This is a genomic window from Legionella stuttgartensis (assembly GCF_977063405.2).
Genome location: NZ_CDRUHA020000082.1, coordinates 342,248 through 356,588 on the forward strand (window position 1 = coordinate 342,248; position 14,341 = coordinate 356,588).

Below are 14,341 nucleotides of genomic sequence, written 5' to 3' on the forward strand. Positions count from 1 at the left end.
TCATATTTTGCTGATCTGTCAATGGCTTTTTCAGATTATTGAAGGAATCATATCCAGATTAATTGGGATAAGGAGTCCCTGCTTTTAAAATACGCTCTGTTACTCCTTGCCATTCTCCTGTAGATGGCGGAAGTTCGATTGCAATAATTTCGGCATCGGAGGCATCAGCTTTTCTTAATTGGTAATACAAGTCAAAGGCTACTTTTTCAGGATGATTTTCTAAGAGATGAAAATGATCTTCACGGACGTCTATTGGTTGACTGCTGGCAATGACATAGACTTTATCAGGATTTTTTTTGCAAAAATCGGTAAGTGTTTCGTAGCAGGAAAAATAATATAGGATTTTTTGGGGTTGGTAATGACTTTCCAATTTCCCAGGAACCCGAAGTGTATTTTTGTGGTTAAGTGAAGGCGTCGCAATGACTTTGGCTAAGGTTTTTTCATCGAGAAGCCCATGACGTAAAATTTGATAGTTTTCTGCATGTGTCGCATCAATGATAGTGGATTCAATACCTACGGTACAGCGACCTCCATCTAAAATGGTTAATTCTTGGTGAGGGAATGATTCACTAACATGTTCTGCCGTAGTGGGGCTGACTTTCCCAAAAGGGTTGGCAGAGGGAGCGACTAAAGGAATGCCTATTTGGGTTAATAATTCCTGGGCTATGGGATGGGCTGGACATCTAATTGCTACGGTAGTTTGCCCCCCAGTAATTAATGGATTAATTTGATCGCGTTTGCAATGAAATACCAGAGTTAAAGGGCCTGGCCAAAATGTCTTAATGAGTTGTTGGGCATAGATAGGAATATCCTGGACTAGCATGTTGAGATCCCAGTCAGGGGCAACATGGACAATCAAAGGATGATTTAATGGCCGATCCTTCATTGCAAAAACAGCTCTAATTGCCTTTTCATTATTAATAGGGGCGGCTAATCCATAGACAGTTTCAGTAGGGATGGCTACAGGTTTTCCTTCTTTTAAATCGTAGATCGCCCGCTCAATATCGGTGGTGATTAAAGGCATATACAGTTCATCAAATTAAAAAGTCTATTATTTTTACACAAGTTGCAAGAGAAATCAGCTATTTTTGCGTTTTCAATGTTCCCTGTTTAGAATAAATGTATATAGAACATCAGGAAATTATTGTGTTGCTTAATTTTTTGCAAAAAACAGTGGATAGTTATTTTGCTCTTGTGCCCAGAGATAAACCCTCTTTAGAGATTGTAAAGAGCGCACGTTTGATTGCCCACCGAGGCGCCCACAATCATGCTCAAGGCATTATGGAAAATACGCTTGCAGCATTTGATTTAGCAAAAGCATTGGGATGTTGGGGGATTGAGTTTGATGTACACGCCACCGCAGATAAAGTGTTGGTGGTGAACCATGATGCAACGTTAAAGCGGCTCTGGGGGCATGATCGAAAAATTGCCGATCTAAAATTTGATGAATTACGCGCTCTCGCTCCGGAGGTGCCTACTCTTGATGAAGTAATCGCTGCCTATGCGCGCAGTATGCATTTGCTCATCGAATTAAAAGAACCGTTTCACGACGAGGACGCTTTAATCCAATCCTTAGAGGGGCTATCTGCTGGCGAACATTATCATCTGCTGACTTTAAATTCGGAGATTTTTTCTTCGATGTCGCAATTTCCAAAAAACGCCCTGTTGTTGGTTGCAGCTCATAACAATGTACATCAATTTTGTGATGTCAGCTTAAATGAGAATTATGGAGGAGTATTAGGTCATTATTTTATGATTAATAACAAGACTCTTGACCGACTAAAGGCCGCCAAACAAATCATTGGGGTGGGAATGGTCGATTCAAAATACAGTTTATATAGAGAACTCAATCGAGGAATCAATTGGCTGTTTACAAACCGTGCCGGTACTATAAATTCTTATTTGCGACATTTTTAGAATCGTGTAGAACGCGCACTCTTTTCTTGCAAGCAATATCATAGCGCAGCTTGTAAATAATATTGACCAGTTGAAATAGATATGTTCTGATTATTGCGACAGAAAACTTGTCAATATTTGACTCGCTATAAATAAACGGAGCGAGTTGTTTTTTACGATCAAAAAAAGGGATGTTTATGCGGTGGAGAGATAAATTTTGGACGGCAACGAATTGGGTATTTGATACTGCAGTTCATTCAGTAGCAGATACAGTGAATGTCTGCGCTACATTGGCGTGTTCTCTTGGCGGTGCTGCATTTGCTGTTTCTAATGCGCTTCCTTTACATGATGTAAGCGCATCCTATTGTGGCTCGGTTAAAGCTCAGGGTAATTTTATTCTAGGCGTGGATCTCATAAATTTGAACTATTGTTTTAACGAACAGTACCCGTTGTCATATAATAAGGATATTAATAATGGCACTACTTACAATCTCACTGATTATATTAATGCAGGAACGTTACAAACTGCCAGTGCTGTTTGTGTGGCCTCAGGTGTCGCTTTAAAAACTATAGGTGCTAATATTAAGCATTGGCAACAAAATAGAGAAGAGCGGCGTTATTATGCTCGCACGAAAGACATTCAAATTGCCAAACCGAGTTATAAAGAGTATGCATTGGTAAGTGCGGAAGCCTTTACTGGAGCTGTATCCAATGCAATGCTAAGCCATACAGTTACGGCTGCAGTACTCCACTTTTCAGAAAAGAGTATCCCGAGTATTACTTACCCTCCAAATAGTGCGGAGCATACCAGAGGTGCGCACTACAATGGCCCAGTGATAAAAGAACCTTTTAAAATAGGAATTGATTTAGGTACTAGTAATTTCTCAATTCCACTGTATTTTGGCGATTTGGATGTGATGCTCACAAAAGCACTTGATGCAGCGGCAAATGCGACTTATGGAGGGGGATTTTTCTTTAAACGAAATACCCAAGAACCAAAACCATCTTTGGAGGTTACGGAAGCAGTTTCTTCAACTGTAGGTGTTAGTGCCTATTTGGCAAGTAATTTTTTTGGACGGAAAGCCAAAGAGCTTCATAGTGAAAGGGTACATCCAGAAGCAAGACCTTATTCAATCGTTTAAATTAACATGTTACCTGGGTGTCGCAAAGCGAAAACCCAGGCTTAGTTCTTAATGCAATGATTCTAGCTAGCGTTCAATAATCGCAGCAACGCCCATTCCCCCGGCAGTACAGACGCTTAAAAGAATACGACCTTGCCCTTTATCGGCAAGTATTTTGGCCGCAGCACCGACTAATCGTCCGCCGGTGGCAGCAAATGGATGACCAAGAGCAAGGCTTCCGCCTTTAATATTCATTTTTTGCGGATCAATACTTCCTAAAGGTTTTTTGAGGTTCAAAACTTTTTGACAATATTCAGGCGATTCCCAGGCTTTTAAAGTACAGAGTACTTGGCCGGCAAAGGCTTCATGAATTTCATAATAATCAAAATCATCTAAAGTGAGCCGATTTCTTGCCAATAATCGTGATACTGCGATTGTGGGCGCCATTAATAAGCCCGCACCATGCACAAAGTCTACGGCAGCCAACTCACAATCAACAAAATAAGCGAGTGGCTCCAGCTCATGACTATTAGCCCATTGAGGAGAACCTAATAGTACCACAGAGGCTCCATCGGTAAGTGGGGTTGAGTTTCCTGCTGTTAAGCTGCCTTTATCTGACTTATCAAAGGCAGGTTTTAAGGTTGCTAATTTTTCCAATGAGGTATCTTTGCGAGTAATCGTATCACGCTTTAAGGCGTCAAAAGGTGTTATCAAATCGTCATAGAATCCTTCATCATAGGCTTGTGCGGCATGCTGATGGGAACGAAAAGCTAATTCATCTTGAGCCTTGCGGGTAATTTGCCATTCTTTAACCATCAGTTCACAATGATCGCCCATGGATAGACCTGTTCGGGGTTCGCGAACTTCGGGTAATTGAGGTTTTAACATGCCTAAGCGGAATTCTTTGAGAATACCAAGTTTTTCTTTGAGGCCTTTCGCATGTTGAAGTTTAATTAAAAAATGGGTTAATTTTCTTTGACCAATTAATGGGGTGTCTGAATTCGTATCAGTCCCTCCTCCTATTCCTGCGGTAATTTGTCCACTGGCAATTTTGAGCGCAATCAAATTGATTGATTCTAAACCGGTACCACAGGCTCGTTGTATGGTTAATCCTGGGGTTTCAGGAGATAAGGTACTGCCTAAAACCGTTTCGCGTGCAAGATTCCAATCAAAAGGATGATTCATAATCGCCCCGGCAATAAAATCACCCAATAGCTCACCTTGAATCTTAGTTTTATTGATCAGATCAGCTAATGCTGCTCCTAACAAATCCTGATTGGACTTCCCTAAATAGTAGGTTTGCGATTTGACAAATGGGGTACGGGAACTGCCGAGAATGGCCACTTTTTCTTTGAAGCTCATGTGAAATCCTTTTTGCTGCCTATGATTTCTAAGAATAGCCTAAAAAAAATAACTAAGCATCTCCGTGTATCCAGGTTTTAGAGGTGATTTAAGTTTGGGAATAATCAATAGGTGTCAGATTTGGTTTCTTTAAAATTATAGTCTATCTTGTCATTAATTAGGCCGGGTTAATTTGCATAAAAAAATGATACGGCGCTTTATTTAAAGAATTAACACAGGGAGGTTCTCATGTATACCTTATACTCATTTGGTACTCCGAATGGGATTAAACCGACGATTATGCTTCATGAGTTGGGCCAATCTTATACGATTAAATTAATTGATATTTCCAAAGGCGAACAATTTGATCCGGAATTTTTAAAAATTTCACCGAATAATAAAATTCCAGTTTTATATGATTCGCAAAAAGATTTTTATTTGGCTGAAAGTGTTGCGATTTTGCAATATCTTGCAGAGAAACATCATAAATTTCTGCCAGAATCACCAGAAGATAAATACACGATTTTGCAATGGTGTTTTTTTCAAGCGGCACATATAGGACCTATGTTTGGTCAATTAGGTCATTTTCATCGCGCAGAGGAAAAGATTCCCTATGCAATCAAGCGTTATGCGGATGAAAGTGAGCGTTTGCTCGGTGTGATGGAAAAACAGTTAACGCATGCCATCTATATAGGCGGTTCCGATTATACTATTGCTGATATGGCTATTTGGCCCTGGATTTACTGTTTTCAAATTTTTTACCAACAAACAATTGATGAGAAACGATTTTCTCATTTACTCAAGTGGTATCATCGAGTTGGCGAACGCCCTGCTGTTAAAGCTGCCTTAGAGGCCTATGGTTTGAATTTAGAGGGTAAAAAGTAGTGACTAATCCAATTTTTTAAAATATTACAGCTATGATGAATACCTAAACGGGAAATTATACTCCTTATGCCATCAAGAGGAGGTGAAAATACGTCATCGTGAGGAGTTTACGAAGGCTCTCTTGGATTGGCATCATATTTTATTATGATGCCGTGCCATTTGTTGGAGATCCCTCACTGCGTTCGAGATGACGTATCGCGATAGGTGAAGAGGGGATGAATCAAATACTTTTAGTTAAACTCAGGCGAGCTCGTGGGAGTTACCTCACTTCCGGGTTTTTCTTGTTTTGGAGCATAAAATCCCTTCGTGCTCAGTAACTCGGAAACCGGTGTGGCGTTCGGTGTTTGTTCTGAAGGAACTTGCGTTTTAAGCGTTACGAGTGCATTTAAATGCTGCTCTTGAATTTTCAAAAGTTCTCTATATTGGTGGTTCGTACTTTCCAGGTCCTTTTGTACTAGTCCAAGCTGCTTTCCAGATTGCTCCATATGGGTAGCTATCCCCGAAAAAGTTCCTTCTTTCTGTTCTATGAAGGCATCTAGTTTTTCTTGAAAGGCATGGCGCTGATCTTCGCCCATGACAGTATTTGATAATTGACTTATGGTACTGCTTAAAGTTTCTACCATCGATCGCGCTTTATTTAACTCCATTTCAAGGTCTAACTTTACTTTTTTAATTTCCTCAATTTTTTCAGACAATTCTTTCCTGGTAGCCCCATAAGCCTCAGTAAAGTGGACTAACTTCTCTTGGTTTTGCTTCATTAAGTCAGTGTGCTGGGCGACTCCTTCTTTTAGGACGCTAGAAACTGCCACCAATCCATCTTTTGTTTCGCCTAATACTGTATTTATATTGGTAGTGGCTCTGACTTGTTTATCAATTTCATCAATTTGCTTACTTAAATCGCTGATATTTGCTACAAGTATTTCATTTTCTTTGGCGAATTTTTGAATTTCTACTACTAATTGTTTACGGATAATCTCCAACGCACTAATAGTTAATTCTAGAAGATCAGCCAGCCCCAAAATTCCTTTTTGTAAACTTTCTACAGCACTGGTACTGCATTTGTGATGATCATCAAGAATGACGCCACCTGCGGCATAAGTCACGGCGGTGACGCCACAAAGAGCCAAAAGAAAACCAACATGAGCCATGATACCAATGATTAAGGTAGGGACCGTTAATGCGACACCACCAATAATTTTTTGCCAAAGGGGTAGTTCCCCCCAGTATTCTGCAGCGCGTGAGAAAATACTTGGGTTTTTTTCCATACTTTGAATTGTATTTTGTAGGCTTTTTTTAATTTCATCAAATAGTTCTTTGGTAATGGTAATTTTTTGGAGCTTATCTTGTCCTGTATCCTCATTGAGAATTTTTAATTGAGACTTTATTTTTTCTTCTAAGGTGGTTGGTGCCGATTCTATTTCTTTTGTTTGGGTTGTATCAATTTCGATAAGATGTTGAAGCTCTTCTGCGTTGGTAGCCATATGATTTCCTTTCTGTTGAATAATCTTCCTGTGCCTACTATTTTTAACCAGGATAACTTAAAAAAACAAGGAAAATTTGTTTTTTAGAACGAATAAGAATCGGACTCAGTAAATAGGTATTATTTAACGAGTTAAAATTTACTGCAGTGATGAGTTGGGCTTTATAGCCCAACTTTAAATCAGTGAACTTAATTTATACTAGCAATTTTATAGCTGTCCTCATAATGATCTTCTTTTGCTTCAGAGGAACAAGAAGAGATGCACTTAGATGCTTCATTTACAATACTTGCACCAGAACGAGTAAGAAAATATACAAGAGCTACTGGAGCTAAAACAGCGGTTAATATAGCAGCAGCAATTGTGATGGCAGTACAAGCAGCAGCAAGAATACTTGCCTTTGCAGCAACCATAAGCGCTTCGTTTGTTGTTTCTTGAGCTTCGGGTTGGTGTAGACTATACAATCCAGAACCTGCAGCAAAAACTAAGCTTCCTAAAGCAGTTAATGCAGCCCCTGCCGCAGTGGCTGCTGCTGCAGCACTAGCAATGGCGAAAGCGATGGGAGCTACAATCGGGGCTGATGCTACAATCCCGAACTCTGTTTTGCTATTGTAGGGTGTGAAGAAACCAGGGATATTTTTTTGGAGAAAGGAATACGCTTTCAATGCGCCCGCGTCCAATTTATTGCGCGCGGATTGTTTTTTTTCTTTAGAGCCTATGCACAGATCAAAGATGGAGTCCTCATCTTCTTCAGTGTTAATTAAAATGGGTTGTGGCTTTTTTTCATAATTAATTGTTTGCTTTGAGATTCTTCTTGCGCCACTCAAATTGTCATCGTATTTTGCATCCATTGTATGACCTCAGGTTGTTTAAAACCGAGCCATGCTATTCAAAAAAAGAATACAAGTCAAGTTGAGTTTATTTAATTTTTTGATTATTTTATCCGCACTTAACAATTAAAGATGATTTTTTATGACTTTTAATATTGGGCAACGCTGGATAAGTAATACCGAAACACAACTGGGCTTGGGTATCATTATTGAACTGAATGGTAGGCAAGTAAGTTTGAGTTTTCCTGCTGCTGGCGAGGAGCGAATTTATTCTACGGATAGTGCTCCACTAAGCCGCATCATTTATAAAGCGGGTGAAGAAGTAACTACGTCTGACCAACAAAAGATGCATATTACACAGGTTGAAGAGCGTCAAGGATTGTTATTTTATACTGGAATTGATGAGGCAGGTAATGAGATTCGTATCAGTGAGCTTTCTCTGGATTGTTTTATCAATCTCAATACTCCAGAACAAAGACTTTTTAGTGGATTGCTTGATAAATTAAATACATTTAAATTGAGAATAGATACCCTAAATCATGCCAGTAGACTCCAGCAATCTATGGTAAGGGGATTGTTGGGGTCACGAACCAGCCATCTAAAACATCAGGTTTATATCGCGAGCGAAGTAGCACAACGTTATGCCCCTAGAGTTTTGCTTGCCGATGAGGTAGGGCTTGGTAAGACCATAGAAGCTGGCATGGTGCTCCATTATCAGTTATGTACCGGTCGTGCTAATCGAGTATTGATTGTGGTGCCTCAAACTTTGATTCATCAATGGCTGGTTGAAATGATTCGTCGTTTTAATTTGTATTTCTCCATTATCGATGCGGAGCGCTATGAACTGATATACGAGCTAGATGAAGAAGAAGGGGTGCAGATCGGTACAACGCAAGAGAATCTTTTTGAAAATGAACAATTGGTTTTGTGCAGTTTGGATTTTCTAATGGAAAATGAAAAAGCACGCCAACATGCGCTCAGTAGCCAGTGGGATTTGCTAATTGTCGATGAAGCGCATCACTTGCATTGGTCCGAGGAAGAAAAGAGTCCTGAGTATGAATGCATTGAAGAATTAGCGGGACAAAGTAAAGGTTTGTTGCTTCTTACTGCAACACCGGAACAAGCCGGAATTGCTAGTCATTTTGCTCGTTTAAGACTGCTCGATCCTTCTCGCTTTTATGATTTTTCTGCATTTAAAAAAGAAGAAGAAGGGTACCAGCAAATCAATAAATTGGTACAAGAGTTGATGACTTATGGGGAACATACATCAGCGGATGCTTTAAAACCAGAACATAAGTCGCAATTAGAAGCTTACTTGGGAAAAATAACGGATTTGAGTGTTAATCAGATCATTAAAGACTTACTCGACCGACATGGGACAGGTCGTGTCCTATTTCGTAATACACGCGCAGCGATTCAGGGTTTTCCTGAACGACGGGTGCATGCGAATCCTTTGGAATGTCCTACTATTTATTCTTCTCTGGATGAACAAAAAGGTCAGAGAAAGCTGTATCCCGAACAACTTGTAGCGAACGAACTGTGGCTCGAAAATGATCCTCGAGTAAAGTGGTTAGCAGACAAAATCAAAGAAGTGCACCCCCAAAAAGTGCTCGTTATTTGTGCCAAGGCAAATACCTCCATCGCATTGGATCAGTATTTAAAAGTAAAGATAGGGATTCGTAGTACTTCTTTTCATGAAGGGTTATCGATTATTGAGCGCGATCGGGCTGCAGCTTATTTTGCTGAACAAGAAAATGGAGCTCAGGCACTTATCTGTTCTGAAATAGGAAGTGAAGGTCGCAACTTTCAATTTGCTCATCATCTCGTCTTGTTTGATTTGCCATTAAATCCTGATTTATTGGAACAACGTATTGGTCGACTTGATCGTATAGGTCAGCAGCATACTATTGAAATTCATGTTCCTTATCTGATGAATACGGTGCAAGAAAAATTGTTTCGCTGGTATCACGAAGGGATAAACTTATTTACAAAAAGTTGCTCTGTTGGTTTTACCCTTTATGAAGAATTTGAAGATCAGTTACTCCCAATTCTTGATACGGTAGACATAAATAAGGAAACCTTTGAACATCTGATTACTGAAACCAAAACGCGAGCGGAACAAATTAATCAAGCACTTCATGAAGGACGTGATCGACTGTTGGAGTTAAACTCCTGCAATGCACCCCAAGCAGAGGCATTGATTGCGGCTATTGAAGCAGAAGAAAATTGTTTGGGCTTGGAAAATTATATGGCGCAAGTGTTTCAGGAATATGGTATCGATCATGAATACCATTCTGAGTCTTCTGAAATATTGCGCCCTACGGATCATATGAAGACCAGCCATTTTCCAGGGCTAAAAGAGGATGGGGTTACGGTAACTTATTCGCGCTTGAAAGCGTTAGTGCGTGAGGATGTTGAATTCCTAAGTTGGGAACATCCAATGGTCAGTGAATCCATGGAAATGATCCTGGATTCTGAGTTAGGTAATGCAACTTTAGCGACAATCTCAATTAAAAGTATCAAACCTGGAACGTTATTTTTGGAATCTTTTTTTACAGCAAATTGTGCAGCACCCAAATATCTGCAACTAGATCGTTTTTTACCGGTTACACCAATTCGTGTGCTTATGGATGCATCAGGAAAGAATCTTTCTAAAATCTTGGATTATACGCAATTGAATCAAATGTGCGAACCTGTGAAACGTCATTTAGGATACCCAATCATTCAGCAGATTCGTGGGGATCTTGAGAATATATTGACACAAAGTAAAAAAACAGCTGAAGCCCAACTTCAAGAAATCTTGAGAGAGGCAACAGCACAGATGACACAAAATATCGGTTATGAAGTAAATCGGCTTGAAGCCTTAAAAAGCATTAATCCCTCGATACGTGAGGATGAAATTGCTTTTTACAAAAAGCAGCTTGTTGACAGTGAGGAATTTATTCAAAGTACGTCTTTAAAGTTGCAAGCGTTACGTGTGGTAATCAATAAAATCTGATGATTTTTTTGTAGCTACTTTGACTCATGCTCTTGATGATAAGGTAATTCATAATGCCATGATTTTATAAATGGTTTATTATTTCTTTTGAAGGGGTGTGAGTTGCGTCAAATGCATCATTAAGCTACGGTTGACTCATGATATTTTTGAGCAATAATTATTTGCAATGGATGTAGAGTGGATGCATAGTGTATAAGAATCGGGGCATAGGCTAGGTAGGGTAATATTATTTGCTATCTATTACTCGCTATTTTCTTGAAGCAGGTAGTACAAAGGGATGAGTCTACTAATGAACCAACAGATTAAAAAAATTGTAACGGACCTTTTGCATTCAGCGGGAATCACTCCTAATGGGAATGAAGCCTGGGATATTCAAATTCACAATGAAGGGTTGTACCAGCGTATTTTTAACGGTGGTTCATTGGCACTTGGTGAGTCCTATATGGATGGATGGTGGGATTGTAAAAGTCTCGATCAATTTTTCACGCGCATTCTTCTGGCTCAATTGGATCAAAAAATTAAATCCGACAAATGGTTATGGCCAAAATTAATTTGGCTTAAGCTGATTAACCATCAATCTAAAAAGCATGCCCTGGAAGTGGGTAGAAAACATTATGATTTGGGAAATGATTTATTTAAATTCATGTTGGACAGTCGCATGAATTATACCTGTGGCTATTGGAGAAATGCGAATGATCTGGAGACCGCACAATTAAATAAATTGGAATTAAGCTGCCAAAAATTGAAGCTTGAGCCAGGGATGCGTGTACTGGATATAGGCTGTGGCTTTGGTGCTCTTGCAAAATATGCTGCAGAACATTATGGAGTCAGTGTTGTTGGTATCACTATATCCAAAGAACAATTTGAATATGCAAAACAGAATTGTTCCGGGCTACCCATAGAAATTCGCTTTCAGGATTATCGCGATGTTCATGAACAATTTGATCGAGTGGTCTCTTTAGGGATGTTTGAACATGTTGGTTATCGAAATTACCGCATCTATATGCAAAAAGCTCGCGATTGCCTCAAAGATAATGGTCTGTTTTTGTTACATACTATTGGCGGTGATTTGACGCGCACTACAGCGGATCCTTGGATTAACAAATATATTTTCCCTAATGGCATGATTCCTTCCATGGCACAAATCAGTCAAGCCTCGGAAGGCTTGTTTGTTATGGAAAACTGGGCTAATTTCGGTGCTTATTATGATCACACCTTAATGGCATGGCATGAACATTTTGAACAAAATTGGGACCGCTTAAAAGAGCAATATGACGCCCGTTTTTATCGGATGTGGCGTTATTATTTATTGGCCTGTGCGGGTAGTTTTCGTGCGCGTACGAACCAGTTATGGCAAGTTGTTTTCTCCAAAAATGGAGTTCCCGGGGGGTATCAGGAGCCTTTATTCACAGGTGTTAAAAAAAAAGGGTCTGAATGTAAAGAGGCGATCTCCGATCTTGAATTGTCTTAATTAAAATAAAGGGATACTGCATTGGTGCAGTATCCTCAAAGTGTATGGCTTAGTGCTTTTTGTCAAATACCATACGCAAATGGCTATTAATCGTTTCAATGGCATTGCGGCATGCTGGAGTATCAGCAAGCTCATTTATCATAAGAAAATCATGAATGGTGCCATGATGACGAATACCGGTAACGGGTACACCTGCTTCATTAAGCTTGTGCTCATATGCTTCACCCTCATCACGCAATACATCGCATTCACCGTTTATCACCAGCGCAGGAGGTAATCCTTTTAGTTGCTCAGTAGTTGCTCGTAAGGGGGAGGCTGTTATTTCTTTTCTTTTTGATTTATCAGGTAAATAATTATCCCAAAACCATTCCATTGCTTTTTTGGTTAACCAGGGACCTTCGGCAAATTCTTTGTAGGAATCATTTTCAAAATTTGCATCGGTCACAGGATAAATAAGCACTTGGTAATCAATTTTTGGGCCACCACGCTCTTTCGCGAGCAGTGTCATTACTGCGGCCATATTTCCGCCAACACTATCTCCTGCAACAGCTAAACGAGAAGTATCCAGATTCAATTCTTTACCATGCTCTGCAATATATCTCAGTGCAGTATAATCCTCTTCAATTTGCGTTGGATATTGTGCTTCAGGTGCTAAAGAATAATTGACAAATACAATGGCAGCATGTGCACCAACTGATAGTTCCCGTACAAGACGACCATGAGTTTGCCAGTCACCAAAAACCCAACCTGCTCCATGATAGAACATAACTACCGGAAGTTTTTCTTTTGAGCCTTTAGGACGAACAATGCGAAGCTTTAATTTGCCATTCGCGTGTTGAATAAAACGATCTTCAATATCCACTTCAGTTTTTTCTTTTTCTAAAGGTAATTCTTGTAATTTGTCAAAAATAGCCCTTCCTTCTTTTACCGGAAGATCATAAAGCGGTTTACCCCCAGCTTTCTTGATTTTTTCAACGAAAGCCCAGGTTTTTGGTTCTATACGTTTACTTAGATCCATTTTACTTGTCCTCATGGTTGAAGTTTAAAAATATAATTCATTATTTTTTAAAATATGAAGCCAAAACTGTCACTTTTATTATCGGGACAAAATAATTATAGACAATTTGGACGGCTTTTGTTTTGCACAGTAAAAAATCGAAAAAAATGAACGAATTAATTGATTGAGAAACACCTAGGTGGACAGGAGAGGGAACAGATTTTCAAGTGGTTTTACTTGAAGAGCTGAGATTGTTGTGCCTAAAATTAGTTCATAAAGGATCTTTTGGAGTTCAAAATGAAATCATTAATTGGCGGCATGCTCTCCTTGGTTGCTTTTTCTTGTTGGGCAATAGATCGCGGTATTAATTATGATCCTGCACACAGCAAAGCCTTTACGGATGCTCAGATAAAAAACAATTTACAGGGTATGAAAAATGAGATTATAAAAGATCTACAAGTCGCACAAAAAAATGGATTTACGATCATTAAAACATTTTATGCGGGAATTTCTACTGTAGATGGCAAAAGTACAGCAACTATGGCTGATTTAGCTTGCCCTTTAGGAATGAAATTAATGTTAGGAGTGTATGAGTTCGATCCAGGAAAAGATCATTGTGATAACTGGTGCGATATTGCCAGAAAAAAGCAAGTAGATGATGCCATCGCGAGTGTGAATAAATACAACAAAGATAATAAAAAATGCATTATTGGTATTGCGGTAGGAAATGAAGATATTTACAACTGGAATTTTACCCAGCCCAATACTTTAGTACAAAAACATATCTCTGAAGATCTTAGTCGTCTTAAAAGTGCAGTCGGGAATAAAGTAGTGATTGGCACGGCACAACAAGATGGGGCGTTATTAAAACTGGCAGCGAGCGATCCCAATGGAATTATTGGCAAGCTCGACTTCATAGGCGCCAATATTTACCCTTATTGGAGCAGTAAACCATACACCCCAATATCTGGAGCTGCTACTGAATTTACGACTCGCTATGAAGCCATCAAAACTAAATTCCCTGGTAAAGAAATTATTGTTACCGAGGAAGGCTGGCCAAGCCAGGGGTCCGCACAGCAAAATCCAGGCGCATCATTACCTAATGAAACGACCTATTATAATTGGTGGAAGGGCCGGTCTGATGATTTTGACTCCTATTATTTTGCCTTGTTTGATAAGCAACCAACGGATGGCGATGCAGATAAGTTTTTTGGATTATGTAAAGCAGATCGAAGTGACAAGATACTTAATGATTGTGATTAATAAATGCCTTGAAAAGTTTAGTGAGAAAGAGGTTATTATAGCTACAATATAATAACTTCTT

11 protein-coding genes are annotated in these 14,341 nt (G+C 39.4%); 6 read left to right on the forward strand and 5 right to left on the reverse strand.

The genetic code is table 11. The features are described from left to right. Positions 1-58: 58 nt before the first annotated feature. Positions 59-1,024, reverse strand: coding sequence for an L-threonylcarbamoyladenylate synthase (locus ACWTEW_RS29385; RefSeq protein WP_454781560.1), 966 nt, complete (start codon positions 1,022-1,024; stop codon positions 59-61). A gap of 122 nt (positions 1,025-1,146) precedes the next feature. On the opposite strand from ACWTEW_RS29385, the gene ACWTEW_RS29390 reads away from it, so the two are divergent. Both ACWTEW_RS29390 and ACWTEW_RS29395 read left to right on the forward strand, forming a co-directional pair. After that, positions 1,147-1,917, forward strand: a complete 771-nt coding sequence (locus tag ACWTEW_RS29390) for a glycerophosphodiester phosphodiesterase (RefSeq protein WP_454781561.1) — start codon at positions 1,147-1,149, stop codon at positions 1,915-1,917. 176 nt (positions 1,918-2,093) lie between these two features. Further along, complete coding sequence (locus tag ACWTEW_RS29395) at positions 2,094-3,038, forward strand: hypothetical protein (protein WP_454781562.1); 945 nt, start codon at positions 2,094-2,096, stop codon at positions 3,036-3,038. Positions 3,039-3,104: 66 nt separating this feature from the next. Here the strand turns inward: ACWTEW_RS29395 and ACWTEW_RS29400 are convergent, their stop codons facing one another. Then, entirely contained in the window at positions 3,105-4,379 is a 1,275-nt protein-coding gene (locus ACWTEW_RS29400) for an acetyl-CoA C-acetyltransferase (RefSeq protein WP_454781563.1), read from the reverse strand. 228 nt (positions 4,380-4,607) lie between these two features. Here ACWTEW_RS29400 and ACWTEW_RS29405 point away from each other — a divergent pair, with 228 nt between their 5' ends. After that, the gene (locus ACWTEW_RS29405) at positions 4,608-5,243 is read left to right on the forward strand and encodes a glutathione S-transferase family protein (RefSeq protein ID WP_454781564.1); all 636 of its coding nucleotides are present in this window, start codon (positions 4,608-4,610) and stop codon (positions 5,241-5,243) included. A gap of 230 nt (positions 5,244-5,473) precedes the next feature. On the opposite strand, the gene ACWTEW_RS29410 is transcribed toward ACWTEW_RS29405, so the two are convergent. Together ACWTEW_RS29410 and ACWTEW_RS29415 are read right to left on the reverse strand one after the other, a co-directional pair. After that, positions 5,474-6,724: a LegC2/C7 family Dot/Icm T4SS effector gene (locus ACWTEW_RS29410; RefSeq protein ID WP_454781565.1), complete on the reverse strand. Its 1,251-nt coding sequence runs from the start codon at positions 6,722-6,724 to the stop codon at positions 5,474-5,476. A gap of 188 nt (positions 6,725-6,912) precedes the next feature. Then, positions 6,913-7,572, reverse strand: coding sequence for a hypothetical protein (locus tag ACWTEW_RS29415; RefSeq protein WP_454781566.1), 660 nt, complete (start codon positions 7,570-7,572; stop codon positions 6,913-6,915). Positions 7,573-7,693: 121 nt separating this feature from the next. Between ACWTEW_RS29415 and rapA the strand changes: the two genes are divergently transcribed. Further along, entirely contained in the window at positions 7,694-10,549 is a 2,856-nt protein-coding gene (gene rapA / locus ACWTEW_RS29420) for an RNA polymerase-associated protein RapA (protein WP_454781567.1), read from the forward strand. Positions 10,550-10,838: 289 nt separating this feature from the next. After that, positions 10,839-12,020, forward strand: coding sequence for a cyclopropane fatty acyl phospholipid synthase (gene cfa / locus ACWTEW_RS29425; RefSeq protein ID WP_454781568.1), 1,182 nt, complete (start codon positions 10,839-10,841; stop codon positions 12,018-12,020). A 49-nt stretch (positions 12,021-12,069) separates the two neighbouring features. Here cfa and ACWTEW_RS29430 read toward each other — a convergent pair whose 3' ends face one another. Beyond that, entirely contained in the window at positions 12,070-13,038 is a 969-nt protein-coding gene (locus ACWTEW_RS29430) for an alpha/beta hydrolase (RefSeq protein WP_454781569.1), read from the reverse strand. A gap of 276 nt (positions 13,039-13,314) precedes the next feature. Between ACWTEW_RS29430 and ACWTEW_RS29435 the strand changes: the two genes are divergently transcribed. Next, complete coding sequence (locus ACWTEW_RS29435) at positions 13,315-14,280, forward strand: glycoside hydrolase family 17 protein (protein WP_454781570.1); 966 nt, start codon at positions 13,315-13,317, stop codon at positions 14,278-14,280. Positions 14,281-14,341 lie beyond the last annotated feature (61 nt).